The 24,557-nt window shown below is 68.2% G+C and carries 21 protein-coding genes; 12 read left to right on the top strand and 9 right to left on the bottom strand.

Annotation, left to right across the window (positions count from 1 at the left end; translation table 11 throughout):
* Positions 1 to 23 precede the first annotated feature (23 nt).
* The 4 genes from gcvPB (at position 24) to G315_RS0113140 (ending at position 8,110) form a co-directional block, all read left to right on the top strand.
* Positions 24 to 1,532 (top strand): aminomethyl-transferring glycine dehydrogenase subunit GcvPB, encoded by a 1,509-nt coding sequence (gene gcvPB / locus G315_RS0113155; RefSeq protein WP_019612662.1) that lies wholly within the window; start codon positions 24 to 26, stop codon positions 1,530 to 1,532.
* A 247-nt stretch (positions 1,533 to 1,779) separates the two neighbouring features.
* Complete coding sequence (locus G315_RS0113150; protein WP_019612661.1) at positions 1,780 to 4,152, top strand: PAS domain S-box protein; 2,373 nt, start codon at positions 1,780 to 1,782, stop codon at positions 4,150 to 4,152.
* Positions 4,153 to 4,183: 31 nt separating this feature from the next.
* Positions 4,184 to 7,726: a PAS domain S-box protein gene (locus tag G315_RS0113145; RefSeq protein WP_019612660.1), complete on the top strand. Its 3,543-nt coding sequence runs from the start codon at positions 4,184 to 4,186 to the stop codon at positions 7,724 to 7,726.
* A gap of 24 nt (positions 7,727 to 7,750) precedes the next feature.
* On the top strand, positions 7,751 to 8,110 hold the full coding sequence (locus tag G315_RS0113140; protein WP_026182146.1) for a diacylglycerol kinase: 360 nt from the start codon (positions 7,751 to 7,753) through the stop codon (positions 8,108 to 8,110).
* Positions 8,111 to 8,290: 180 nt separating this feature from the next.
* Here G315_RS0113140 and znuA read toward each other — a convergent pair whose 3' ends face one another.
* Entirely contained in the window at positions 8,291 to 9,337 is a 1,047-nt protein-coding gene (znuA, locus tag G315_RS0113135) for a zinc ABC transporter substrate-binding protein ZnuA (RefSeq protein ID WP_019612659.1), read from the bottom strand.
* A gap of 44 nt (positions 9,338 to 9,381) precedes the next feature.
* Here znuA and znuC point away from each other — a divergent pair, with 44 nt between their 5' ends.
* Both znuC and znuB read left to right on the top strand, forming a co-directional pair.
* Positions 9,382 to 10,215 carry a zinc ABC transporter ATP-binding protein ZnuC gene (gene znuC / locus G315_RS0113130; protein WP_018146126.1) on the top strand — a complete coding sequence of 278 codons (834 nt, stop codon included), beginning with the start codon at positions 9,382 to 9,384 and terminating at the stop codon, positions 10,213 to 10,215.
* Entirely contained in the window at positions 10,212 to 11,033 is an 822-nt protein-coding gene (gene znuB / locus G315_RS0113125) for a zinc ABC transporter permease subunit ZnuB (protein WP_026330447.1), read from the top strand. The genes znuC and znuB overlap by 4 nt, the downstream gene beginning before the upstream one ends.
* A 438-nt stretch (positions 11,034 to 11,471) precedes the next feature.
* Here the strand turns inward: znuB and G315_RS0113120 are convergent, their stop codons facing one another.
* The 3 genes from G315_RS0113120 to lgt are packed head-to-tail and all read right to left on the bottom strand — an operon-like array spanning position 11,472 to position 13,619.
* The gene (locus G315_RS0113120; RefSeq protein WP_018146124.1) at positions 11,472 to 11,966 is read right to left on the bottom strand and encodes a dihydrofolate reductase; all 495 of its coding nucleotides are present in this window, start codon (positions 11,964 to 11,966) and stop codon (positions 11,472 to 11,474) included.
* Between the two features lie 17 nt (positions 11,967 to 11,983).
* A complete protein-coding gene (locus tag G315_RS0113115; protein ID WP_018146123.1) occupies positions 11,984 to 12,802 on the bottom strand; it encodes a thymidylate synthase in 819 nt (272 codons plus the stop codon).
* Position 12,803: 1 nt separating this feature from the next.
* Positions 12,804 to 13,619, bottom strand: a complete 816-nt coding sequence (gene lgt / locus G315_RS0113110; protein WP_018146122.1) for a prolipoprotein diacylglyceryl transferase — start codon at positions 13,617 to 13,619, stop codon at positions 12,804 to 12,806.
* A gap of 101 nt (positions 13,620 to 13,720) precedes the next feature.
* On the opposite strand from lgt, the gene G315_RS0113105 reads away from it, so the two are divergent.
* From G315_RS0113105 to G315_RS0113080, 6 genes are all read left to right on the top strand, one after another.
* Positions 13,721 to 15,754 carry a thioredoxin domain-containing protein gene (locus G315_RS0113105; RefSeq protein WP_019612658.1) on the top strand — a complete coding sequence of 678 codons (2,034 nt, stop codon included), beginning with the start codon at positions 13,721 to 13,723 and terminating at the stop codon, positions 15,752 to 15,754.
* 157 nt (positions 15,755 to 15,911) lie between these two features.
* Positions 15,912 to 16,325: a rhodanese-like domain-containing protein gene (locus G315_RS0113100; RefSeq protein WP_018146120.1), complete on the top strand. Its 414-nt coding sequence runs from the start codon at positions 15,912 to 15,914 to the stop codon at positions 16,323 to 16,325.
* A 157-nt stretch (positions 16,326 to 16,482) separates the two neighbouring features.
* Positions 16,483 to 17,298, top strand: a complete 816-nt coding sequence (locus G315_RS0113095) for a GNAT family N-acetyltransferase (protein ID WP_018146119.1) — start codon at positions 16,483 to 16,485, stop codon at positions 17,296 to 17,298.
* Between the two features lie 4 nt (positions 17,299 to 17,302).
* Positions 17,303 to 18,043 carry a 1-acyl-sn-glycerol-3-phosphate acyltransferase gene (locus G315_RS0113090; RefSeq protein ID WP_019612657.1) on the top strand — a complete coding sequence of 247 codons (741 nt, stop codon included), beginning with the start codon at positions 17,303 to 17,305 and terminating at the stop codon, positions 18,041 to 18,043.
* Positions 18,044 to 18,067: 24 nt separating this feature from the next.
* A complete protein-coding gene (locus tag G315_RS0113085; protein WP_019612656.1) occupies positions 18,068 to 19,300 on the top strand; it encodes a glycosyltransferase family 1 protein in 1,233 nt (410 codons plus the stop codon).
* The gene (locus G315_RS0113080) at positions 19,275 to 19,805 is read left to right on the top strand and encodes a phosphatase PAP2 family protein (protein ID WP_026182144.1); all 531 of its coding nucleotides are present in this window, start codon (positions 19,275 to 19,277) and stop codon (positions 19,803 to 19,805) included. Before G315_RS0113085 ends, G315_RS0113080 begins: the two co-directional genes overlap by 26 nt.
* Positions 19,806 to 20,090: 285 nt before the next feature.
* On the opposite strand, the gene G315_RS0113075 is transcribed toward G315_RS0113080, so the two are convergent.
* From G315_RS0113075 to G315_RS0113055, 5 genes are all read right to left on the bottom strand, one after another.
* Positions 20,091 to 20,420, bottom strand: a complete 330-nt coding sequence (locus G315_RS0113075) for a hypothetical protein (RefSeq protein WP_018146115.1) — start codon at positions 20,418 to 20,420, stop codon at positions 20,091 to 20,093.
* 70 nt (positions 20,421 to 20,490) lie between these two features.
* The gene (locus G315_RS0113070) at positions 20,491 to 21,675 is read right to left on the bottom strand and encodes an alanine--glyoxylate aminotransferase family protein (protein ID WP_026338878.1); all 1,185 of its coding nucleotides are present in this window, start codon (positions 21,673 to 21,675) and stop codon (positions 20,491 to 20,493) included.
* Between the two features lie 64 nt (positions 21,676 to 21,739).
* A complete protein-coding gene (gene glcF, locus G315_RS0113065; RefSeq protein ID WP_019612654.1) occupies positions 21,740 to 23,005 on the bottom strand; it encodes a glycolate oxidase subunit GlcF in 1,266 nt (421 codons plus the stop codon).
* A 4-nt stretch (positions 23,006 to 23,009) separates the two neighbouring features.
* The gene (gene glcE / locus G315_RS0113060; RefSeq protein ID WP_018146112.1) at positions 23,010 to 24,119 is read right to left on the bottom strand and encodes a glycolate oxidase subunit GlcE; all 1,110 of its coding nucleotides are present in this window, start codon (positions 24,117 to 24,119) and stop codon (positions 23,010 to 23,012) included.
* Positions 24,120 to 24,141: 22 nt separating this feature from the next.
* Positions 24,142 to 24,546 carry a DUF302 domain-containing protein gene (locus G315_RS0113055; protein WP_018146111.1) on the bottom strand — a complete coding sequence of 135 codons (405 nt, stop codon included), beginning with the start codon at positions 24,544 to 24,546 and terminating at the stop codon, positions 24,142 to 24,144.
* Positions 24,547 to 24,557: the final 11 nt, after the last annotated feature.

Raw genomic sequence — 24,557 nt, 5'->3', positions numbered from 1 at the left:
GAATACGCAAGCGAGAAACCGCTATGAGCACCACTGAAGCCAATCTGATCTTCGAACGTTCCCGCGCCGGCCGCTCGGCCGTGGCCCAGGCGCCGCGCGACCACGCCGCGACCCGCATCCCGGCGAACCTGCAGCGCAAGTCCGCCCCGGGTCTGCCGGCGGCCTCGGAACTGGACGTGGTGCGGCACTACACGCGGTTGTCGCAGAAGAACTTCTCCATCGACACCGAGTTCTACCCACTGGGCTCGTGCACGATGAAGTACAACCCGCGCGCCTGTAACAGCCTGGCGATGCTTCCGGGGTTCCTGAACCGGCATCCGCTTGCTCCGGCCAGCCACAGCCAGGGCTTCCTGCAGACGATGTTCGAGCTGCAGGAGATGCTGAAGGAAGTGACCGGCATGAAGGCCGTGTCGCTGGCGCCGATGGCGGGTGCCCAGGGCGAGTACACCGGTGTGGCCATGATCCGCGCCTACCACGATTCCCGCGGCGATACCGAGCGCCGCGAGATCATCGTGCCGGATGCCGCCCACGGTACCAACCCGGCGACCGCGATCATGTGTGGCTACGAGGTGCGCGAGATCCCCACCGACGATACCGGTGACGTGGATATCGAGGCCCTGAAGGCCGCCGTGGGTCCGCACACCGCCGGGATCATGCTGACCAATCCGTCCACCGTGGGCGTGTTCGAACGGCGCATCAAGCAGATTGCCGGCATCGTGCACGAGGCCGGCGGCTTGCTGTACTACGACGGCGCCAACCTGAACGCGATCCTCGGCAAGGTGCGCCCGGGCGACATGGGCTTCGACGTGATCCACATGAACCTGCACAAGACCTTCTCCACGCCGCATGGTGGCGGTGGACCGGGTTCCGGTGCCGTGGGCGTGGCCGAACGGCTGCTGCCGTTCATGCCGATCCCGCACGTGATCGAAGCCGAGCAGGGCGGCTACCGCTTTGCCGAGGAGTCCGATCGTCCGCAGAGCATCGGGCGCCTGTCCGCGTTTGCCGGGAACGCCGGTGTGCTCCTGCGGGCCTATATCTACATGCGCATGCTGGGGCGCGAGGGCATGGTGCGGGTCTCCGAATTCTCGACCCTGAATGCCAACTACCTGGCGCGCGAACTGGCCGCAGCCGGGTTCGACCTGGCCTATCCCAAGCGCCGTGCCACCCACGAGTTCATCGTGACCATGAAGAAGCAGGCCAAGGAACGTGGACTGACTGCGGGCGATGTGGCCAAGCGCCTGCTCGACCACGGCTACCATGCGCCGACCACCTACTTCCCGCTGCTGGTGCCGGAGTGCCTGCTGGTGGAGCCGACCGAGACCGAGTCGAAAGAGACCCTGGACGGCTTTGTCGAGGCGATGGCCTGCATCCTGGCCGAGTCGGAGAACGACATGGAAACGATCAAGAGCGCGCCACACACGCTACCGAACCGGCGCTTCAACGAAGTGGCCGCCGCCAAGGCGCTGGATGTCGTGTTCCAGCCCGCCGAGGACGGGGACGCCAGCGCGCCGCGCACCGGTACGCACGGCTGACGGGATTCCCGGGGGCCGGCCCCGGGCTTCCTGGTTCGTTCGGAAACGCCCCCGCTTGTCGGGGGCGTTTCCGTTTTGCAGGGCAGTAAACGCCTTTTTGTGGGGTCAAGCGGAAACCAGACTCGTCATCTGGTAGTTTTCTGGATTCAGTCTATCAATCCACTGCCAGGTCCGAGGGCAGAAGACACGCCGGGCGTGTCTTTCACGAAGTCTCCGAAAAGAGAGACACAGACGGGCAAGGAACCCGATGAGCGAGATTTGTGCCATCCACGGCTATGCGGCGCTGTTCGAGCATGCGCCGGTGGGGCTGGCCGAGATGGATACCGAGGGGCGCATCCTGCGCGCCAATCCCCACCTGGGCGCCTTGCTGGCCTGCGATCCGGCGGATCTGACCGACGCGATCCTGCAAGACTACGTGTGCCCGGACGACCGCGAGCGTTGCGCGGCGCGGCGTCACGCCCTGCTGACCGGGGATTGCAGCACCAGCAGCTTCGAGGCGCGTCTGCTGGATGCCACCGGCCAGACGCGCTGGGTGGAAATGACCACGAGCCGAATCCCGGCCACCGAGGACTGTCCCGAGGCCCTGCTTGTCGTGATTGCCGACATCGCCGCGCGCAAGGAGGCCCAGCAGCGTACCGAGACCCTGCTGCGTGCCAGTCCCGCGGTGATCTACACCATGGACCCGTCGGACTTCGGCACCATGACCTGGCTCAGTCGCAACGTGCAGGCGGTCACTGGCTGGACACCGGAACAGATCACGACCCAGCCGGACTGGCTGCGGACCCATCTGGCTCCCGAGGATTTTCGTCGCTGTGTCGGCCAGGTGAAGCGGTGGCTGGCCGAGGGCGCGCGCGGATTCTGTCGTCTGAGCTATCGCCAGCGCATGCCCAGCGGGCACTGGCAATGGCTGGAGGATCAGGTGACTGCGATCCGCGACGGTCAGGGCGCGGTCGTCGAACTGGTGGGTGCCTTCCAGGACGTGGGGGCGCGGGTGGAGACCGAGCGCCATCTGGAAAAGATTGCGCACAACATGCCCGGGGTGATCTACCAGTACCGCCAGCACCCGGATGGCCGGGCGTCGTTCCCGTATGCCAGTGAGGGCATGGTCGATGTGTACGGCGTGACGCCCGAAGCCGTAATGCTCGATGCCCGCCGCGTCTTCGACGTGATCCATCCGGATGATGTCGACCGTGTCGCCGCCAGTATCGAGGCCTCCATGCGCTGCCTGGAATCGTGGCGTCAGCGCTATCGCGTGCGCCACCCCGAGCGCGGCGAGATCTGGGTGGAAGGGCACGCCAGTCCCGAGGCACTGGAGGATGGCAGTGTGCTCTGGTTCGGGGTGATCCTGGATATCACCGAACGGGTGCAAGCCGAAGAGGTCCTGCATCTGCGCGAGCGCGAGCTGGCCGAGGCCCAGCGCATCGCGCATATCGGCAACTGGGTGTCGGATTTTGTCCGCAACGAGGTTCGCTGGTCGGACGAGGTCTTCCGGATTTTCGGGATGTCCCGCGGTGAATGGGGCGGGACGCACGAGGCCTTTATGCATGCGGTGCATCCGGACGATCGCGAACGGGTCCAGGCCGAGGTGGATGCCTCGCTGGGTGGGGACGGGGCGCTTGATATCGTGCACCGGGTTCTGCGCCCGGACGGCGAAGAGCGCGTGGTGCACGAACGCGGTTATGTAGAGTTCGATGCCGACGGACGCGTCCAGCGGATGATCGGCACGGTCCAGGACATCACCGAACGCCATCATCTGGAGCAGGAGCAGCGTCTGCTGGCGGCGACCTTCGACAGCAGTCAGGCCATCTTCATCACCGATGTCGAGGGTACGATCCAGCGCGTCAATGCGGCCTTTACCGAACTCACGGGATTCACCGAGGAAGACGCGGTGGGCCAGAATCCGCGCATCATGAATTCGGGCCGTCAGGACCGCGGCTTTTATGAGGAGATGTTCCAGTCCGTGCGTGCAAACGGCCACTGGTCCGGCGAGGTGTGGAACCGGCGCAAGGATGGCCGGATCTTCCCCCTGCACGAGATCGTGACCGCGATCCGGGATGCCAGCGGTGTGATCGAGTACTACATCGCCATGTTCCACGACATCTCGCGGCAGAAGGAGCTGGAGGCTGCGCTGGAATATCAGGCCTTCTACGACACACTGACCGATGCCGCCAATCGGGGCCATTTCGAGGCATTGCTGGAGCAGGAGGCCCGGCGGGCGGAGCGCTATGTGGACCCCTGTTCGCTGGTGATGCTGGACCTGGACCACTTCAAGCGGATCAACGACACCCATGGCCACGACATAGGCGACGAGGTCCTGCGCCGGGTGGTGGCGACGGCCGGCGAACGCCTGCGCCAGTCCGATGTGCTGGGCCGTTGGGGCGGCGAGGAATTCATGGTCATGCTGCCCAGTACCCGGGCCGAAGATGCCTGCCGCCTGGCCGAGGATCTGCGCCGGCAGGTGGCCGCGCTGGATCTGCCCCGGGTCGGGCGGGTGACCATCAGTCTGGGGGTGGCCGAGTGTCGTCGTGGCGAGGCGATCAAGGACTGGATCAAGCGCGCGGACGATGCGATGTACCGGGCCAAGCGCTCGGGGCGCAATCGGGTCGTATGGCAGGATTGACGGCCACGGCCAACCGGCTGAGGGAGACTTGATGGATTCTGCGGAGCATGCAGGCGCGGGCTTGTTCCACCGGGCCGCCGTGGGGTTGGTGTTTCTGGAGGCCAGCGGTCGCATCCATGCGGCCAATACGCGCCTGGCAGGATGGCTGGGCTGCGCGGCGGACGACCTCCATGGTGTGCGGCTGGCCGATTGTGTGCCGCAGGGGCAGCACAAGGCGTTGATGGACGCCCTCGCGCGCTCCGGTTCGGCCGAAGTGACTCTGGAGCTTTCATTCAGGGCGCCGTACGTGGAGGACGCGACGGCGGTTGCCTGCACGCTGGTGCTGGCGCCCGACCCGGACGGGCGGCTTGCCACCGTCCAGCGCCGGGCGCCGGGCGATTCGGCCGCCCAGGTCTACGAACAGACCTTTACCGCCAATGCCGCCCCGAAGCTGCTGATCAACCCGGAGGATGGCGGGATCGTCGATGTCAACCCGGCCGCGGTGGCGTTCTACGGCTATTCGGCCGAGAAGCTGAAGCGCATGCACATCCAGGACATCAATACCCTTTCGGCGGACGAGGTGCATGCGGAGATGGAGCGGGCGGCCCGCGAGGAACGCCGCTTCTTCCGCTTCCGCCACCGCATTTGCGGGGGCGAGATTCGTGATGTCGAGGTGTACTCCGGCCCAGTGGTGCTGGACGGGCACCGATACCTCTACTCGATCATTCACGACGTGTCGGAGACCCGGCGCTACGAACACGAGCTGGAGTTCTACGGCGTGGCCTTCGGTCGCCTCCCGGTGGGGGTCTACCGCAACACCCCGGGGCCGGAGGGCCGCTTTGTCCGTCTCAATCCGGCCATGGTGGAGCTGTTCGAGGCCGCCAACGAGATCGAACTGCGCTCGACGCCGGTCCGCGAGCTCTACCGCGATCCGCTCGAGCGCGACGCGTTCAGTCGCGATCTCGAGACCTATGGGCGGGTGATCGGTCGCGAAGTGGATCTGAGGACCCTGCGGGGACGGCCCTTCCGTGCCCGGATCACCGCCTATCGGACCGAGGATGCGGATGGCCGGTTCGTGTTCGATGGGGTGATCGAGGATGTCACCGAGCTGCGGGCGGCCGAGGCCTTCCAGACGCGTCTGCTGGGCAGCCTGGCCGAAGGGGTTTTCGGCCTGGATCGCTATGGCCGCTATACCTTCCTGAACCCGGCGGCCTGCCGCCTGCTCGGTTTCGAGAGCGAAGGCGATGCCCTCGGGCGGGACGCGCATTCGACCAACCATCACACCCTGGTGGACGGGACGCCCTATCCGCCCGAGGCCTGTCCGATCTACCGCGTCCTCGAGACCGGCAAACCGCTGGAGGCCTGGGACGATCACTTCGCGCGGGCCGACGGGACCCTGTTTCCGGTGAGCGTCTTTACCGCACCCACGTTCGACGTGTCCGGGCGGGTCGACGGCGCCGTGGTCTCGTTCCAGGACCAGACCGCCCGGCGCAAACGCGAGGCCCGACTGCTCAAGGCAACCAGCCACCTGCCCGGGGCGATCTACCAATACTGCCTGTATCCGGACGGACGCCACGCCTTCCCGTTCGTCAGCGAAGGCGTCCAGCGGGTGTATGGGCTGTCTCCGGACATGGTCCAGGAGGACGCCGATGCCGCCTTCGCCCGGGTCAACCCCGAGGATCTTCCGCGGATTCAGGCCAGCATCGAGGAGTCGGCGCGCACGCTGGGGCACTGGCAGGTGCGTTACCGCGTCCGTCACCCGATACGCGGGACGCTCTGGGTCGAGGGCCGTGCGACGCCGGAAGCACCGCGCCGGGACGGCAGTATCGTCTGGCACGGGGTGATGATCGACATTACCGAGCAGGTGGCGATGGAGGAGGCCCTGCGCGAGCGTGGCGAGGAACTGGCCGCGGCGCAGCGCATCGCGCACGTGGGGAGCTGGGTCTGGACGATCCAGGAGGATCGCACGCGCTGGTCGGACGAGGTCTATCGTATCTTCGGCCTGCGGCGGGAGGATCGGGAGGCGAACTACGCGGGCTTCCTGCAGGCGGTGCACCCGGACGACCGGGACCGCGTGGCCGCCACGGTGGAGTCGGCGCTGGAGACCGGGGATTACGACATTCATTTCCGGGTCCTGCGGCCCGATGGCTGTGAGCGCGTGGTCCACACGCGCGGCGCGGTCGAGCGCGATGCCGGCGGCAAGCCCTGCCGCCTGATCGGAACGGTGCAGGACGTGACCGACCGCCGCGCGCTGGAGGAGAACCTGCGCCGGCTGGTCGGCATCCTGGAGTTCACCCCCGATGTGGTCGGCATGCACGGGCCGGACGGGAACATGCTGTTCCTGAATGCGGGCGGGCGTGCATTGTTCGGTCTGCCACCGGCCTCCGGAGAGCCGTGGGACCCCGAAACCGGCTGGAATACCCGAAGCCTGCCGACGGAGGTGGGTTCCCTGGAGACCACGGTCCGGCGGTTCCATCCGCCCTGGGCCGCGGACCATATCCTGCAGGAGGCGGTCCCGGTGGCGATGCGCGAGGGTATCTGGCAGGGCGAGACCGCCGTGCTGGATGGCGAAGGCCACGAAGTGCCGGTGTCCCAGGTCATCATGGTTCGCCACGATGGCCAGGGGCAGGTGCGGCAAATCTCGACCATCCTGCGTGATCTCTCGCAACGCAAGGCCGTGGAAGAGGCCCTGCGCGAGAGCGAGGCGCGTTTCCGCCAGCTGGCCGGGTCCGTGAACGAGGTCTTCTGGCTGCAGGACGCTGAATCGATCCTCTACGTCAATCCGGCCTACGAGCGGGTCTGGGGATACAGCCGCGAGCACCTGTACCGCGACTCGGTCGCGATGCTGGAGGCCGTGCACCCGGAGGACCGCGACCGGGTGGAGGCGGTGTTTCTCTCCGGGGCTTTCGGCGACGGAACGGCCGACGAGACCTTCCGCATACGGCGCCCGGACGGCGAGCAGCGCTGGGTCCGCGTCTGCCGCTACCCGATTGCGGACACCGAGGGTCGGGTGACCCGGCTGGCCGGGACGGCGGTCGACATCACCGAGCTGAAGACCATCCAGCAGGAGCTGGAACGCAACCAGGCGGAACTCGAACGTCAGGCCTTCTATGATCGCCTGACCGGGGTTGCCAACCGGCGGTATTTCGAAAGCCTGCTGGACCGCGAAGTCCGGCGTGCCGAGCGGTATGGACAGGGGTTCGCGCTGGTGATGTTCGATCTCGATCACTTCAAGAAGGTCAACGATACCTATGGCCATGCCACCGGGGATGTGGTGTTGCAGGAGGTGACCCGGGTCGCGGGCGAGCGCCTGCGCAGCGTGGATGTACTCGGACGCTGGGGCGGCGAGGAGTTCATGGTCCTGCTGCCGGGCGCCGCGGCGGAGGAAGGCGCCCGGGTGGCGGAGTTGGTCCGGGCGCGCGTGGCCGGGCATGCCTTTCCCCGGGTGGACGAGGTGACCGTGAGCCTCGGCGTGGCGGCATTCCATTCCGGCGAACCGCGCGGCGAGCTGCTGCGGCGCGTCGACGAGGCGCTCTACCGCGCCAAGCGCGAGGGCCGCAACCGGGTGGCCCTCGCGCCGCCGCCCGCCGCATGACCGGGCGCACCGAGGGGAATCCGGGTGGCGCATAGTGGCCGGCGTGGCCTGAGCCGGGTGCTGCATGCCTTCGGGTATTCCTGGCGCGGGCTGCGCGAGGCCTATCAGCACGAGTCGGCGTTTCGTCAGGAGCTGGCGTTGCTCGCGGTATTGCTGCCGCTGGCGATCTGGTTGGGCGAGAGCGGGGTGGAGCGGGCACTGCTGGCCGGCAGTGCCTTGTTGATCCTGGTGGTGGAACTGCTGAACTCGGCGGTCGAGGCGGCAATCGACCGGTTTGGCGACGAACGCCATCCGCTGTCGGCGCGCGCCAAGGACATGGCCTCGGCCGCGGTGCTGGTCAGCTTCCTCCTGGCGGCGCTGGTGTGGGGGCTGATCCTGCTCTGACCGCGGTGGGGCATCCGGGCCTTGTCCCTTCGGTCACCCCGGCCGAAGCGAAGCGCAGAGCCGGGATATCCGGCCTTGGGGGCTGGGAGATCCCGGATAACCGCTACGCGGTTTCCGGCGTGACGGCACAGGAAGGAGGGGCGGCGAGGCGCGGCGTCCGGAGGTGGGGCCGCGTGTCCGTCAGGAGCCGTTATGTGCCATGCAGTCGGTGAAGCCGTCCGCCATGCCCTGCATCAGCAGGAACCAGGCATCGGGGCCAGGCTCCAGCTCCGCGCCGATGGGGTCGAGCATGCCGAGTCGGGTGCCGGTACCCTCGGCCACGGTTTCCGCCAGCGCCGGGCGAAACTGCGGTTCGGTGAACAGGCAGGCGACATCGCCCTGTGCCAGACGGCCGCGTAGTTCGGACAGCCGGCGGGCCCCGGGCATGCGCGAGGGATCGACGCTGATGGAGCCGGCCGCGTTCAGGCCATAGTGCTGCTCGAAGTACTGGTAGGCGTCGTGAAACACCATGAAGCGCTGGTCGCGTACCGGGGCCAGTTGCCCGGCGATCGTGGCGTCCAGCTCGTCGATGCGCTGGAGCAGGCCGTCCCGGTTGTCCCGGATCGTTGCGGCCTGTTCCGGATCGAGTTCCGCGAGGCGCTCCGCCAGCTGTTCGACGATGGCCCGTGCGACGCCCGGCGACAGCCATAGGTGGCTGTCGTAATCGCCATGTGCATGCCCGTGTCCGTCGTCATGCGCGGCGTGTCCATGATCATCCGAGCCCTGAGTATCGTGGTCATGCGCGTCATGGTCGTGTGCGTGGTCCGCGTGTCCGTTGTGATCGTCGTGGTCATGATGGCCTTCCCATACGCCCCCGGTGCGGCCCTCCAGAAGTTCGAGATCGAGGTCGTGCATCAGGCTGATGACTGTCGCGCGGTCGGCGATCCCGTGCAGCGAGCGCTCCAGAAAGCCCTCGAGCTCCGGACCGACCCAGACCACCAGGTCGGCCTGCTGCAGGCGCCGTGCCTCGGAGGGACGCATGGAATAGCCGTGGGGCGAGGCGCTGGCCGGCACCAGCAGTTCCACCTCGTGGGTGTCGCCGGCCAGCGCGGCAACCAGACTGTGAATCGGTAGAATCGATGCGACGATGCGCGGGCTGTCGGCCTGCGCGGGCGTGGCCACCGTTACCAGAAACGCCAGGGCCAGAAGCAGGGCGAGGAAGGTCGGGCGGCGGGCAGCAGAGCGCATGGGCGGATTCTCCATCGGATTCAATAACGTTATAGTATACCAGTATGAATCGCGAAACCCCTTCCCCGCACGCGCAACCGGCGACGGACGCCTCGCCGTTGCTGGCCGCCCGCGACGTCTCGCTGGAACGCGGCGGGCGGGTGATCCTGGATCATGTCTCGGTACAGGTGCGGCCGGCCGAGGTGACCGTGGTGATCGGCCCCAACGGGGCGGGCAAGACCTCGCTGTTGCGGGTCCTGCTGGGACTGTGGAAGCCGGGGCAGGGCCGGGTACAACGCCGGCGCGGGCTGCGCATCGGCTACATGCCGCAGCGCCTGCAGATCGAGCCGGTGCTGCCGCTGTCGGTGCGGCGTTTTCTGACGCTGCGTCAGCGGGCCCCGGAGGCCGTCCTGCGCGAAGGCCTGGAGCGGGTCGGCGTGCCGCATCTGCTGCACAAGCCGGTGCAGTCGCTTTCCGGCGGCGAGATGCAGCGGGTGCTGCTGGCGCGCGCCCTGCTCAATCGCCCGAACCTGCTGGTGCTGGACGAGCCGGCGCAGGGGGTGGATATTGTCGGCCAGGGCGAGGTGTTCAAGCTGATCGATGACATCCGCCACGAGACCGGCTGCGGGGTGCTGATGGTGTCGCACGACCTGCACCTGGTGATGGCCGGGGCCGACGCGGTGATCTGCCTGAACCAGCATGTGTGCTGCACCGGCCGGCCGGAGGAGGTATCGCGGCATCCCGAGTACCAGCGCCTGTTCCCGGAGACGGACATGCAGGGGATCGGGGTCTACCGGCACGATCACGACCACGTGCACGATGTGGCCGGGGATGTACACGAACATCACGCCGGCTGCGGCCATGCCCACCGGCCCGGTCCCGGGGGCGATTCCCGATGATGGATGGCCTGCTCGACGATTTCCTGGTTCGTGCCCTCCTGGCGGGGCTGATGGTGGCCGCCGTCGCGGGGCCGCTGGGGGCCTTTGTGGTCTGGCGCCGCATGGCCTATTTCGGCGATACCGTGTCCCATTCGGCGCTGCTGGGCGTCGCCCTCGGGGTACTCCTGGGGCTGAACCTGAACCTGATGGTCACGATCGTGTGCGTGGCCATCGCCATCCTGCTGGTACTGCTGCAGCGGCGGCAGGAACTGGCCTCGGACACCCTGCTCGGGATTCTCGCGCACAGTTCGCTGTCGCTGGGGATCGTCGCCGTTACCTTTATCGAGGGGTTGCGGGTGGATCTGATGGCCTACCTGTTCGGTGACATCCTCGCGGTGGGCACCAACGACTTGATGTCCATCGCGATCGGCGGGGGCGTGGCGTTGCTGCTGCTGATCCTGCTGTGGCGCCCGCTGCTGGCGCTGACGGTGCACGAGGAGCTCGCCCAGGTGGAGGGTGTGCCGGTGCTGCTGGTGCGGCTGGGCCTGATGCTGCTGATCGCACTGGTGATCGCGGCGGCGATGCAGGTGGTCGGCGTGCTGCTGATCACGGCGCTGATGATCATCCCGGCGGCCAGTGCCCGGCGCTTTGCGGCCACCCCCGAGCAGATGGCGATCCTCGCCGGCATCATCGGTATGCTGGCCGTGGGGGCCGGGCTGTGGGGCTCCTTCCAGTACGACACCCCGACCGGCCCGACCATCGTGGTCGCCGCGATGCTGGGCTTCATCCTGGTCCACCTGCTGCCCGGCCGCCTGATCCCCCACTTTGGCGGGCGCTGAAAACACCGTTCTTCACCACGAAGCGCACGAAGGCACGAAGAACGGGCTAAGGATCCGGGCGGTTGTGCACCCTAGGGGGCACAGAGAAAGATTGTTCCTGATTTGCCACGAGGGTCAGCCAGTCAGGGGGATCGTCCAGGGGCGCAAATAGCCCGCCGCAGGTCGCTTTAATCCGGGCCTTTCTGGAATGTCACCGTTCCCGGCCCCTGCCCCTGTACTGACATCCCGGCCGCAGCGAAGCGAAAAGCCGGGATCTCCCCCGTCGGGGCAACCCCGGCCGCCGAGATCCCGGATAACCGCTACGCGGTTTCCGGGATGACGAAGCAGGAGGGGCGTGGAGCCCCGGGGCGTGTACCACTGCGTTCCAGGGCCGCCTTCGGCCGCCGGGTGCTGTACACACCCGGGCCCGTACGGTCCCTGGACGGCGTCGGGTCGCGTTCAGCGGCGGCGTTCGAGGCGTTCGAAGGTGAAGGGGCAGGCGTGGCGGTCGTCGGCTTCGTGGTGCTCGGACCAGACGACGTCCCAGTCCGCGGGGTCGAGGGCGGGGAAGAAGGTGTCGCCGGCATGGCACTCGTGCACCCGGGTCAGGTGCAGCACGTCGGCGCGCGGCAGGGTCTCCGCGAACAGGCCGGCGCCGCCGATCACGAAGACGGGGCCGGCCTCGATGGTGGCCAGCGCCGCATCCAGATCGCGATAGACCTCGATACCGTCCGCTTGCCAGTCCGCCTGGCGCGTCAGCACCAGGTTGCGGCGATTCGGCAGCGGCCGCCCGATGGATTCGAAGGTGCGCCGACCCATGATCATCGGGTGACCGGCAGTCATTCGCTTGAAGTGCTGCAGGTCCTTCGGCAGGTGCCAGGGCAGGTCGTTGTCGCGCCCGATCACGTGATCCGGATCGAGCGCGACCATCAGATGAATCTCGGGCTGGGGCATGCGGACTCCGGTAACGCTCAGATCGCGATGGGGGCCTTGATCGGGGGGTGGGACTGGTAGTCGCGCACCTCGATGTCGTCGAAGGTGAAGGCGAACAGGTCGGTGACGTCCGGGTTCAGGTGCAAGGTTGGCAGCGGCAGCGGTTCGCGCCCGAGCAGTTCTTCGACCTGCTCCTGGTGGTTGCGGTAGAGGTGGGCGTCGCCGAAGGTATGGACGAACTCGCCGGGCTTCAGGCCCACCACCTGCGCGAGCATGTGGGTTAGCAGGGCGTAGCTGGCGATGTTGAACGGCACGCCGAGAAAGACATCCGCGCTGCGCTGGTAGAGCTGGCAGGACAGCCGATCGTCGGCCACGTAGAACTGGAACAGGGTGTGGCAGGGCGCCAGGGCCATGCGCCCGGCCTCCGCGTTGGCCTGTGGCGAGATGGATTCGTCCGGCAGGTCGGCCACGTTCCAGGCACTGATGATGTGGCGCCGGGAGTGGGGGCGGTTCCTCAGGTTGTCGATCAGTTCGGCCAGCTGGTCGTGGCCGGCCCAGTTGCGCCACTGCGCGCCGTAGACGGGACCCAGGTCGCCGGCCGCGGTGGCCCACTCGTCCCAGATGCGGACCTTGTGCTCGCGCAGGTAGCCGACATTGGTATCGCCGGCGATGAACCACAGCAGTTCGTGGATTACCGAGCGCAGATGGGTGCGCTTGGTGGTGACCAGCGGGAAGCCGTCCGCCAGGTCGAAGCGCATCTGGTAGCCGAATACCGAACGCGTGCCGGTACCGGTGCGGTCCGGGCGGTCCGTGCCGTGGTCGCGGATGTGCCGCACCAGGTCCAGGTATTGCTGCATCTCAGGCGGTCTCCGGGGCCGGGCGGGGTGCGGGCAGGGGGTTGCGCCGCGACCAGACGATCAGGGCAACGCCGAACAGGATCACCGGCAGGGTCAGGACCTGTCCCATCGTGAGCCAGTCGAAGGCGAGGTAGCCGAGATGGGCGTCGGGCACGCGGACGAACTCGACCGCGAAGCGGAAGCTGCCGTAAAGCGTCAGGAACAGCCCGGAGATCAGTCCGGTACGCCGCGGCTGGCGCGAGACGACCCACAACACCACGAACAGCACCAGCCCTTCGAGAAAGGCCTGGTACAGCTGCGACGGATGACGGGGGATGTAGTCCGCGGCCGGGAAGACCATGGCCCAGGGCAGGTCGGTGGGTTTGCCCCACAGCTCGCCGTTGATCCAGTTGCCGATGCGCCCGGCGCCCAGGCCGATCGGGATCAGGGGGGCGATGAAGTCGGTCAGACGGAAGAACGGCTGGCCGATCTTGCGGGCGTATAGCCAGCAGGTGACCAGCACGCCGGCCAGCCCGCCGTGGAAGGCCATGCCGCCCTCCCAGATGCGGAACAGGCTCAGCGGGTCGGCCAGCGTCGTGTCGAGGTTGTAGAACAGTGCATAGCCGAGCCGCCCGCCGACGACGACCCCGAGTACGCCCCAGAACAGCAGGTCACCGACCTGCCAGGGGTGCAGGGGGTCCCAGTTGCGACTGCGTGTGCGCCATACGCCCAGCGCCCAGAAGGCGACAAATCCGACCAAGTATGTCAGGCCGTACCAATACAGGGTCAGTGGGCCGATGGACAGGGCGACGGGGTCGATAAACGGGTGTGTGGGCATGGGCGCTTGCGGATGAAAAACCGGCTGCACATGCTACTCGCCCGGGCCCCGGCATGCACCTGTATGTCGCTAGCCCGATCCACCTGCAAGGAGGCCGCGCGATGAATCGACTGGCCGGGGCCAGCAGCCCGTATCTGCTGCAGCACGCCGACAATCCCGTGGACTGGTACCCCTGGGGCGAGGAGGCGCTGGAGCGCGCCCGCCGCGAGGACAAGCCGATCCTGCTCTCGATTGGCTACTCTGCCTGCCACTGGTGTCACGTGATGGCGCACGAGTCCTTCGAGGACCCGGACACCGCCGCGGTGATGAACGAACGCTTCGTCAACATCAAGGTGGACCGCGAGGAGCGCCCGGACCTCGACCGCATCTACCAGAACGCGCACATGCTGCTGTCGCAGCGCCCCGGAGGCTGGCCGCTGACCGTCTTCCTGACCCCGGACCAGGTGCCGTTCTTTGCCGGGACCTACTTCCCGAACACCCCGCGCCACGGCCTGCCATCGTTCGTGGACCTGATGACCCGGGTGTCCGATTTCCTCGCCGAGCACCCCGAGGAGATCCAGCGCCAGAACGACTCGTTGCAGCAGGCACTGGGGCGGATCTACAGCCCGGCCGGTGGCGCGATCCCGGCCCTCAGTGTCATCGACAAGGGGCGCGCCGAACTGGCGAAGACCTTCGACGAGCAGTTCGGCGGTTTCGGGGACGCCCCCAAGTTCCCGCACCCAGCCTCGCTCGAGTGGCTGGCCTGGCATGCCGCGCGCCATGGCGACGCCGAGGCGGAGCGCATGCTGGCCCGCACGCTGGATGCGATGGCCGCCGGCGGGATCTTCGATCAGGTGGGCGGGGGCTTTTGCCGCTACTCGGTGGATGCCCGCTGGATGATCCCGCACTTCGAGAAGATGCTCTACGACAACGGGCCGCTGCTGGGGCTGTACGCCGAGCGCGCCGCGCACGGCGACGAACGCGCGCGGCGGGTGGTGGAGCCGACGGTCGCCTGGCTGGAGCGCGAGATGCGGGATCCCTCCGGGGCCTTTTATTCGAGCCTGGACGCGGACTCCGAGGGCGAGGAAGGACGCTTCTATGTCTGGGACCCGGAGACGGTCCAGGCGCTCCTGACGGAGGACGAGTGGGCCGTCGCCAGCCGGGTCTGGGGACTCAACGGCCCGGCCAATTTCGAGGGGCGCTGGCATCTGCACGAGGTGGCGCCGCCGGCGATCGTCGCCGAGGCGCTGGGGATCGACGAGGCGGAGGCGAACACGCGCCTGGACCGGGCCCGCGAACGCCTGCTCGCGGCACGCGAGGACCGGGTACGACCGCATCGCGACGAGAAGATCCTGGGCGCCTGGAATGCCCTGATGATCTCGGGCCTGGCGCGTGCCGCGCGCGCCCTGGAGCGCCCGGAATGGTTGCGCCTGGCACGCGAGGCGATGACCGCCGTGCGCGAGCGTCTGTGGCGCGACGGCCGGTTGTACGCCAGCGTGCGCGAGGGGGCGACCGGCGCGATGCCGCGCGCCTACCTGGACGATCACGCCCTGTTGCTGGAGGCCACGCTGGCGCTGCTGGAGGCCGAGTGGGACAGCGACCTGCTGGCCTGGGCCACCACGCTGGCCGACACCCTGCTGGAGGAATTCGAGGACCGCGAACAGGGTGGTTTCTTCTTCACCGCCCGGGATCACGAGGCACTGATCCAGCGCCCGAAGGTCTATGCCGACGATGCCATGGCTGCCGGCAACGGGACCGCCGCTCAGGTATTGCAGACACTCGGGTTCCTGCTGTCCGAACCCCGCTACCTGGAGGCGGCCGAGCGCACGCTGGCGAACGCCGGTCCGATGGTCGAGCAGGCGCCACTGGGCCACATGAGCCTGCTGACCGCGCTGGACATCCATTACCAGGCGCCGGCCCTGGTCGTGCTGCGGGGGGCAGCCGACGAACTTCCCGCGTGGCAGCAGCGACTGCGGGCGCAGGATGCTCCGGTGTGGGCCTTCGCGATTCCCGCGCATGCCGGCGAGCTGCCCGCCGCGCTCGCGGAGAAAGCCGCCCCGGAGACGGGCGTGCGGGCCTATGTCTGTCGCGGGTTGCAGTGCGCGGCCCCGGTGACCGATCCCGTTGCGCTGGAAGGTGCGCTCGACGAGGGTTGAATCGCCCGGACTCGCACCCACGGTAGAATGGGTCAGCCCCGCATGTAGGAGCCTGCTTGCAGGCGAATGCTCCTGATCGTGTCCGACGCTGGCAGGGGCTTCGCCTGCAAGCAGGCTCCCACAAAACATCCAGATCATTGCAAAAGGGAATGTTCGAATGAGCGAGAAGAAGCTGATGGATTTCGTCGCCGAGGCGCGGAAGAACGTGAAGGAGATCGCCCCGGCGGATCTCGCCGAGAAGATGGAGAACGGCGAGGACTGGCTGGTGGTGGATGTTCGCGAGCCCTACGAGTTCGAAAAGATGCACGCGCCGAACTCCATCCTCGTCCCGCGCGGCCTGCTGGAGGGTGCCGCCGATCCCAACACCCCGCACCGCATCGATGCGCTGGTGAACGCGCGCGAGAAGCCGGTGGCCGTTATGTGCGCAACCGGCGGCCGTGCCGCGATGTCCGTGCAGCGACTGCAGGACATGGGCTTTACCAACGTGGTGAACATCGCCGGCGGTATCAAGAGCTGGGAAGGCGAGGACCTGCCGGTGGAATCCGGCGCCTACACGGGCCCGCTGCCGTAGCAGAGGCTGGCGGGGCGGGGGCAGGGGCCTCCGCCCCGAACGGTGCCGTATTCGGGCACGGTTCCGGCGGCGGGTTCATCCGACCGTCATCGTTCCTACACGGGGTGGTCAACCACGCGGCGTAGTCTCCGGGACAGTTCAACCGGAGGTCGCCACCATGAGCGAACCGCAGCTGTCCCCAGCTACACCGATCGCGGCGAACGAAACCGCCTACCGCGTCCACCTCGCGTCCAGCCCGTCGGACCTCGAGGCGGCCCAGCGCCTGCGCCACGAGGTCTTCGCTGGCGAGATGGGGGCTGCGCTTCCGGATACTGGATCCGGTCTGGACCGGGATCCCCTGGACCCCTTCTGTCATCACCTGCTGGTGCGCGAACGGTGCTCCGGTACGGTGGTTGCCTGCACACGCATCCTCACCGAGGAGAGCGCCAGCACGGCCGGTGGCTTCTACTCGCTGTCCGAATTCGAACTGGGCCCGTTGATGAATCTCCCGGGGAAGACCCTGGAGATCGGCCGCACCTGCGTGCGCGCGGATCATCGTCAGGGCGCCGCGATCAACGCGCTGTGGACCGGCCTGGCGCGGTTCATGAACGCCCATCGTTACGACTACCTGATGGGCTGTGCGAGCCTGCCATTGAGCGAGCAGACGCCGGCCCAACTGGCCTGGCTACGCCTGTTCCATCGGGCGCCATCACGTCTGCGGGTGACGCCGCGCCGGCCGCTGCCCAATGCCCTGACCATCTGGCATGGCACGCCCAGCCGTACCGGCATGCCGCCGCTGCTGAAGGCCTACCTGCGTCTGGGTGCCCGGGTCTGTGGCGAGGCCTGTTTCGATCCCGATTTCAATGTGGCCGACGTGCTTGTCCTGCTGGATGTGCGCGCCATGCCGGACCGTTACCATCGGCACTTCATGGGCGCTATGACGCCCGCAAGCCGAGGAACGGAGCATGACCGGAACACTGCGGGCACTGGGTAGGCTGATGCGCATCGTGCTGCACATGCTGGCGGGGGTCTGGCTGACCTGGCGAATGGTCCGCCGGGGGGGCGACTTCGCGGAACGCAGCCGCATCCGCCGCGCCTGGTACGACCGCGCGCTGTGCATCGTGGGGGTGCGGCTCCGGATCCATGGCGAGGAACCCCGGCGTACATCACTGGTGGTGGCCAACCATGTCTCCTGGCTGGATATCCCGCTGATCGGCGCCGCGATGGACACCTGTTTCCTCTCCAAGGCGGAGATCGCACGTTGGCCGATCATCGGCTGGCTCGGTCGTCAGCATGACACCCGCTTCATCGAACGCGGGGCCAATCAGGCGTCGGCCCACTTCGAGGCGATGCGGACCGGGCTCGACGAGGGCCTGCAGTTCGTGGTGTTCCCGGAAGGCACGACCAGCCGCGGCGAGTTCGTACGCCGGTTTCATCCGCGACTGTTTGCGGCCGTGGCCGACACCCAGCATCCGGTGCAGCCGGTGGCGCTGGCCTACGAAGGCATGCCGAATGGCCCGGTGCCGGTGTCCTACGCGGAAGACGATCGCCTGATCTCGAACGTCTGGAAGCTGTTGTGTCGACGCGAGACGCACGTGGACCTGCATCTTCTGGCACCGCTGGAATCCGCCAACCAGGATCGGCGCAGTCTGGCCGACGGTGCCCGCAGCGCCATTGTCGATGTGCTCGGCCTGCCGGTCGATCCGCCTTCGGGGCGCGCAAGCGCCCGCGCCTCGTAGCGGCGGGCGGGGAGGGGGTTCACCATGTCGTCGCCGCTACACACGGAATCCCGCCGCCCCTCCCGCCCATGTCTGAACCTGGCCCTGGTGACCGAGACCTGGCCACCGGAGGTCAATGGTGTGGCCCATACCCTCGCGCGCCTGGTTGAGGGGATGCGCAGCCGCGGCCATCGCGTGCAGGTGCTGCGTCCGTGCCAGCCGGGCGAATCGAAGGCCGTCGTCGTGGACCCGCTGGAGACGGACGGTTTAATGGAGGAGCGGCCATTGCCGGGGTTGCCGCTTCCGGGCTACAGCGGTTTGCGCATGGGATTGCCGGCTCGCCGGCGCTTGACGGCGCTGTGGACCGAACACCGGCCTGACGCCGTGTATGTCGCGACCGAAGGGCCGCTTGGCCACTCGGCCCTGCGCGCGGCACGGCGCCTCGGGATCCCCGTCGCCTCGGGGTTTCACATCCATTTCGATGGCTATGCCCGCTACTACGGCGTGGGCTGGCTGACGCCTCTGGTGCGGGCCGTCCTGCGCCGTTTCCACAATCGCTGCGACGTAACCCTGGCCCCCACGCAGGCACTGGCCACAAGCCTTGCAGGCCATGGCTTCGAGCGCGTGCGGGTGATGGCGCGCGGCGTGGATACCCGGCACTTCACGCCGGCACGGCGATCCTCGCGCCTGCGTCGGCAATGGGGGCCCGGGCCGGTGGTTCTGTCCGTCGGCCGACTGGCGCCAGAGAAGAATCTGGGTCTGGTGGTGGAGGCCTTTCGTGCGTTGCAGGAGCGCGTGCCCGAGGCCCGCCTGGTACTGGTAGGCGACGGACCCTCCCGTGTCGCGCTTGAGCGGGCACACCCGGACCTGATCTTTACCGGGCAGCAGGTGGGGCAGGCCCTGGCCCAGCACTACGCCAGCGCCGACCTGTTCCTGTTCCCATCCACCTCCGAGACCTTCGGCAACGTGGTGATCGAGGCCATGGCCAGCGGACTCCCGGTGCTGGCCTTCGATACCGCGGCGGCGCATGAGCACGTGATCAGCGGCGTGAGCGGCGCCCGGGTGCGCTTTACCGGAGACGTCACCATGGATGCGGCCGCTTTCCTCACGGTCGCTGCGGAACTCGCGCAGGCCCGGGAGGGATGGAGAGAGATGGGGCGCTACGCCCGGGCGTGCGCCCGGGGCCTTGATTGGGTCGAGGTGGTCGCCGAGTTCGAAACGGTTTGTCTGGAACCTCTAGGAGAGGCGCGCGATGCGAGTCCTGCACTGGATGGATGAGTTCGAGCTGGCGGTCTGCCAGCGGTTCAATCACTACAATCGCCGTCGCGCCGTCAGCGGGTTCTTCGGCTGGATCAGCCGCCTGGGCGATGGGGCCATCTGGTATGCGCTGATGCTTGCCCTGCCACTGATCCACGGGCCGCAGGCGGCCTGGGTCAGTCTGCAGATGGCGGTAGTGGGGCTGGCCTCGCTGCCGCTCTACAAGTGGCTGAAGCGGCGCACCAGCCGGCGTCGTCCCTGCCATCGTGGTCGTCCGTTCGCGCGCACCGTGGATCCGCTGGACGAGTTCAGTTTCCCCTCCGGCCATACCATGCACGCGGTGGGGTTTGCGGTAATCCTGGTGGCCTGGTTCCCGGTGTGGGCGTGGCTGGTCGTGCCGTTCGCGGTGCTGGTGGCCGCCTCGCGGCTGGTGCTGGCCCTGCACTACCCGAGCGATGTCGCCATGGGCGCCTTGATCGGCGCAACGGTGGCTGCGACCGTTCTTGGACTGGTCAGCCTGCTCTGACAGCCGAACCTGCGTCACCCACTTTGTCATCCCGGAAACCGCGCAGCGGTTATCCGGGATCTGGTTGAACGGCCGGGGGCGTTCCCGGAGATCCCGGCTCTCCGCTTCGCTGCGGCCGGGATGACGGGGAGAGGTTTGCTCCGGCCGGGGGGCGGTGACAGCTTCGCTCCGGCCGGGATGACGAGGAGGGTTTCACTCCGGCCGGGATGGCGGGGCATTCAGGCCTTTCCGGGGTGATGGCCCACGGAATGCCCCGCCGGCTGTGTCCGGGGGCAGGGCGCGGCGTCAGCCGCGCAGGGCGAGTGCTTCCTCGTTGTAGGCGGCGTCGATGGTGACGATGGTCTTTTCCACCAGGCGGAAGCCCTCGACCGGGGCGTCGTCGCCCATGTACTTCAGGCGGGTTGGGCCGATGGACTTGACCGCCTCGGCCCGTTCCATGGTGGCGTCCGGGCTGTCGGAACCGGCGCCGTTCATCAGGGCGACCAGGACCTCGGCCGCAATGGGGTTGCGGTGGTCTCCGCTGCGCGCCTTTTCCAGTGACGCGGCGGGGTCGCCGTCCAGGAACACGCCGTCCATGTGTTCGTCCAGATACTGCAGCAGTTGACTTAGCGTCATGGGGTAGGTCTCCCGTTGGGTCTCGAAGCGCCGCCATCGCCTGCGGGCGATGGCGGCGGCCGGTAATGGTTCAGCCTTGCTGCGCGTAGGTGGCGCGGGCGGCGGACAGCGCACGGCCAGGGGTGACCGCGCCCATGTCGGCCAGCACGGCCTCCAGCGCAGACAGGCACAGCAGCACGTTCTTCTCGTTGGCGCCATGGCCCATCAGGCCGATGCGCCAGACCTTGCCCGCGTACGGGCCGAGGCCCGCACCGATCTCCAGGCCGTAGCGGTTCAGTAGTTCGCCGCGCACCGCGGCCTCGTCGACGCCTTCCGGCACGTGAATGGTGTTCAGCTGCGGCAGACGATGCTCGGCGTCCACCAGGAAGCTCAGGCCCATGGCCTCGAGGCCGGCGCGCAGGGCATCGTGGTGACGGTTGTGGCGCGACCAACTGTTCTCCAGGCCCTCTTCGGCCAGGATCACCAGCGATTCGTGCAGGGCGTACAGGGCGTTGATCGGCGCGGTGTGGTGGTAGGCACGCTTGCCGCCGCCGCCCCAGTAGCCCATGACCAGGTTGAGGTCGAGGAACCAGCTCTGCACCTTGTGGCTGCGTGCCTGGATGCGTTCCACCGCGCGTTCGCTGAAGCTGACCGGCGACAGGCCCGGGGTGCAGGACAGGCACTTCTGCGAGCCGGAGTAGATCGCGTCCACGCCCCAATCGTCCACGTACAGCGGGCTGCCGGCGAGGCCGGTGACCGAGTCGACGATGCTCAGGCAGTCATGCTCGCGGGCCAGGCGGCACAGCGTCTCGACATCCGAGCGCGCCCCGGTGGAGGTCTCGGCGTGCACGAAGGCCAGGATTTTCGCGTCCGGGTTGCCCTTCAGCGCGTCCTCGACCTTCTCGGGGGAGACCGGGGCGCCCCATTTGTCCTCGATCACCACGGCGGTACCGCCGCAGCGCTCGACGTTCTCCTTCATGCGGGTGCCGAACACGCCGTTGATGCAGACGATGACCTTGTCGCCCGGCTCGACCAGGTTCACGAAGCAGGTCTCCATGCCGGCGGAACCGGGGGCGGAGACCGGCAGGGTCAGGGCGTTGTTGGTCTGGAAGGCGTACTGCAGCAGGCCCTTCATCTCCTCCATCATGCCGACAAACACCGGGTCCAGATGGCCGATGATCGGGCGGCTCATCGCGGCGAGCACGCGCGGATTCACGTCGGAGGGGCCGGGGCCCATCAGGGTGCGCTGCGGGGGGAGAAAGGATTTTGCCTGCATGGATGCGTCTACCGGATTGGAAAAGGGGGAATCTAGAGTGCTGTCGGGGCTTGGGCAAGCGCCCCTACGCACCGGCGGGAGTTGCGCCGCAGTGGCGTTCGAGCAGTGTGAGCCAGTGCTCGACCGGCGTATCGGTCCCGTACTGCAGGTGCGTCTGGCAGCCGATGTTGGCGGTCACGATGCGCGCGGGGCCGCTGGCCTCGAGGTTGTCCAGCTTGCGCTGGCGCAGACGGCCCGCCATCGCCGGCTGGAGAATGGAATAGGTTCCGGCCGAGCCGCAGCACAGATGCGGCTCGGCGACCGGCACCAGGTGGAAGCCGGCGGCCTGCAGTAGCGGTTCCACGCGGCCGGCCAGGCCCTGGCCATGCTGCAGGGTGCAGGGCGCATGCCAGGCGACGGGCGGGTGATCTGCCGGCGCCCGGATGCCGAGGCTGCGGATGGTCTGGATATCGAACAGCTCAACCGGGTCGCGGACCTGCGCCGTGAAGCGGGCGGCGCGTGCGGCATACGTCGGGTCGTCGGCCAGGATGTGCGCGTAGTCGCGCAGCATCACGCCGCAGCCGCTGGCGGTGCTGACGACGGCGTCCACCCCGTCCGCAAGAATCGACTCCCAGGCGTCGAGGTTGGCCCGGACCCGCTCGCGGGTGCGCTCTGCGAACGCCAGGTGGTGTTCCACCGCGCCGCAGCAGCGGGCCTCGCCGGCCTCGACCACCTCGATGCCAAGGCGCCCGAGCAGGCCCCGGAGTGCGGCGTTGATGCGGGCGTCGATCGCATCGTGCACGCAGCCGCCGAGCAGCAGCACGCGCCCGTGGGGAAAGCCCGCCGGAGTCACCGCGCCAATGTTGGTTGCACCGGCCCGGGCACCGTGGCGTGCGGGCACGCGGCGCTTCAGGGTGGCGGGCAGCAGTGGGCGGGCCAGGCGGCCGAGCCCCAGGGCTAGACGGAACGGCCAGCGCGCCGGCAGCGCGCGGACCAGCAGGGCGCGCAGCAGCCGGTCGCGCCAGCCGCGCGGGAGGTCTTCCTCGATCACCTCCCGGCCAAAGGCGACCAGGTGGTTGTAATCGACCCCGGAGGGGCAGGTGGTCATGCAGTTGAGACAGGTCAGGCAGCGGTCCAGGTGGGTGCGGGTGGTGGTATTGGCCTCGCCGCTCTCCAGGACCTGCTTGATCTGGTAGATGCGTCCGCGCGGGCCGTCCAGCTCGTCACCCTGTTCCTGATAGGTGGGACAAGTCGCGTTGCAGAAGCCACAGTGCACGCAGGCACGCAGGGCGTCTTCGGCGATGCGCGCCGCCGGATCATTCTCGAAGCGCGGGTGCAGGCGAGTTTCCATGGCTTCAGCTCGTCGGCACGGTGCGTGGATGAGGGGTGATCAGCGGGGCGAAGAACACGCCGTCAGGGTCCAGGGCGGCGCGGACCTCGCCCTCCAGGCGCGCATGGGCCGGTGCGCGGGGGTGCAGCCAGGCCGCCCCGGCCGGATCGCCGGACCACAGGCGGGCGTGTCCGCCCGCTTGCTCGGTGGCAGCGCGCACTGCGTCCGGGGTGGCCGTGGAGCGCAGCCAGCGCTCGCCGCCGCCCCAGTTGAGCAGCCATTCGCCGGGCAGATCCAGCGGCGGGGTGGCGGGCGGCAGGCTCAGACGCCACAGGCGCTCGCCGCGGGCCATGGGTCGGGTGAGGAACGGCAGGTGCCGATCGCGCAGTTGCGCCCAGAAGGTCGGGCCGTCGATATCCGGTGCTGCGCCCAGGCGTTCGGCGGCCTCCTGCACGGCCTCCTGGCCACCGCCCAGGCGGATGTGGCCGATACCGTCAGCCCAGGCCAGGCCCGAGAACGGCAGGGCGGTACGGCCCCAGTCGCGCGCCTGCTCGATGAAGGCCGCGGCGGAGCTCTCCTGGCGCAGCCAGGCCTGGTAGGCGGGGGCGGGCAGCAGCTTGAAGCTGACCTCCAGCAGCAGGCCCAGGCTGCCGAGGCTGCCGGCCATCAGCCGCGAGACGTCGAAGCCGGCGACGTTCTTCATCACTTCGCCGCCGAAGCGCAGGATCTCGCCGCGACCGTTGACGATGCGGGTGCCAAGCACGGCGTCGCGCAGGCTGGCGGTCCAGGGGCGGCGGGCACCGGACAGGCCCAGGGCCACCATGCCGCCCACGGTGCTGGACGGCGTGGGCATGGCCGGTTCGAAGGGCAGCATCATGCCCACTTCTTCCAGCGCGGCCTGCAGTTCCATCACCGGCGTGCCGGCGCGCACGGTCACCACCAGCTCGCTGGGTGCGAGGCTGACGATGCCGTGATGGCCGCTGGCCTCCAGTGGCTGGACATCCGGTTCGAAGCCCGTGGGGAAGGCACGCGCGCGTTGACTGCCGCCGCCAGCGATCGCCAGGCGGTGCCCGGCGGCGACGGCCGTGCGGATGCGCTCGGCCAGCCCGGCGGACTGGTCGGTTCCAGTATCCATGGTGTGCTCTCGAAGCCGGGGGCTAGCCGGTCTCGAGGGTCAGGCGCACACGCTCCAGACGATGGCGTACCTCGCCGGCCAGGTCTTCGACGCCGGGTTTGTCGACCAGCCCCATGACCGCGACCGGGTCCATGAAGCCGACCGTGCAGGTGCCGTTCTCGTTGTCCTGCACCAGCACGTTGCAGGGCAGCAGAAGGCCGATGTTGGGGTCGGCCTCGACGGCCTGGCGTGCAAGGTTCGGGTTGCAGGCGCCGAGGATGCGGTAGGGGCGATGCTCCAGATCCAGTTTCTTCTTGAAGGCCGCAGCGACGTCGATATCGCTGAGGATGCCGAAGCCCTCCTCGCCGAGGGCGGCCGTGGTCTGCGCGATCACGTCCTCGATGCCGCCCTTCACGATGACATTGAAGCCGTAGTTGGGTTGTTCCATTGCGGTGTACT

The organism is Thioalkalivibrio sp. AKL7 (genome assembly GCF_000381705.1).
GTDB classification, from domain to species: domain Bacteria; phylum Pseudomonadota; class Gammaproteobacteria; order Ectothiorhodospirales; family Ectothiorhodospiraceae; genus Thioalkalivibrio; species Thioalkalivibrio versutus.
Note: the sequence above shows the minus strand (reverse complement) of the source record. Positions and strands in the feature narration are given on the sequence as shown.

Bases quoted from the DNA above. Each gene is read 5' to 3' on its own strand.
- G315_RS0113085 (WP_019612656.1), top strand. From the start codon at position 18,068: ATGTCGTCGCCGCTACACACGGAATCCCGCCGCCCCTCCCGCCCATGT.
- znuB (WP_026330447.1), top strand. From the start codon at position 10,212: ATGATGGATGGCCTGCTCGACGATTTCCTGGTTCGTGCCCTCCTGGCG.
- G315_RS0113105 (WP_019612658.1), top strand. From the start codon at position 13,721: ATGAATCGACTGGCCGGGGCCAGCAGCCCGTATCTGCTGCAGCACGCC.
- znuA (WP_019612659.1), bottom strand. From the start codon at position 9,337: ATGCGCTCTGCTGCCCGCCGCCCGACCTTCCTCGCCCTGCTTCTGGCC.
- glcE (WP_018146112.1), bottom strand. From the start codon at position 24,119: ATGGATACTGGAACCGACCAGTCCGCCGGGCTGGCCGAGCGCATCCGC.
- G315_RS0113150 (WP_019612661.1), top strand. From the start codon at position 1,780: ATGAGCGAGATTTGTGCCATCCACGGCTATGCGGCGCTGTTCGAGCAT.
- G315_RS0113055 (WP_018146111.1), bottom strand. From the start codon at position 24,546: ATGGAACAACCCAACTACGGCTTCAATGTCATCGTGAAGGGCGGCATC.
- G315_RS0113145 (WP_019612660.1), top strand. From the start codon at position 4,184: ATGGATTCTGCGGAGCATGCAGGCGCGGGCTTGTTCCACCGGGCCGCC.
- G315_RS0113075 (WP_018146115.1), bottom strand. From the start codon at position 20,420: ATGACGCTAAGTCAACTGCTGCAGTATCTGGACGAACACATGGACGGC.
- gcvPB (WP_019612662.1), top strand. From the start codon at position 24: ATGAGCACCACTGAAGCCAATCTGATCTTCGAACGTTCCCGCGCCGGC.
- G315_RS0113100 (WP_018146120.1), top strand. From the start codon at position 15,912: ATGAGCGAGAAGAAGCTGATGGATTTCGTCGCCGAGGCGCGGAAGAAC.
- G315_RS0113120 (WP_018146124.1), bottom strand. From the start codon at position 11,966: ATGCCCCAGCCCGAGATTCATCTGATGGTCGCGCTCGATCCGGATCAC.
- G315_RS0113090 (WP_019612657.1), top strand. From the start codon at position 17,303: ATGCGCATCGTGCTGCACATGCTGGCGGGGGTCTGGCTGACCTGGCGA.
- G315_RS0113080 (WP_026182144.1), top strand. From the start codon at position 19,275: ATGCGAGTCCTGCACTGGATGGATGAGTTCGAGCTGGCGGTCTGCCAG.
- glcF (WP_019612654.1), bottom strand. From the start codon at position 23,005: ATGGAAACTCGCCTGCACCCGCGCTTCGAGAATGATCCGGCGGCGCGC.
- G315_RS0113115 (WP_018146123.1), bottom strand. From the start codon at position 12,802: ATGCAGCAATACCTGGACCTGGTGCGGCACATCCGCGACCACGGCACG.
- lgt (WP_018146122.1), bottom strand. From the start codon at position 13,619: ATGCCCACACACCCGTTTATCGACCCCGTCGCCCTGTCCATCGGCCCA.
- znuC (WP_018146126.1), top strand. From the start codon at position 9,382: ATGAATCGCGAAACCCCTTCCCCGCACGCGCAACCGGCGACGGACGCC.
- G315_RS0113095 (WP_018146119.1), top strand. From the start codon at position 16,483: ATGAGCGAACCGCAGCTGTCCCCAGCTACACCGATCGCGGCGAACGAA.
- G315_RS0113070 (WP_026338878.1), bottom strand. From the start codon at position 21,675: ATGCAGGCAAAATCCTTTCTCCCCCCGCAGCGCACCCTGATGGGCCCC.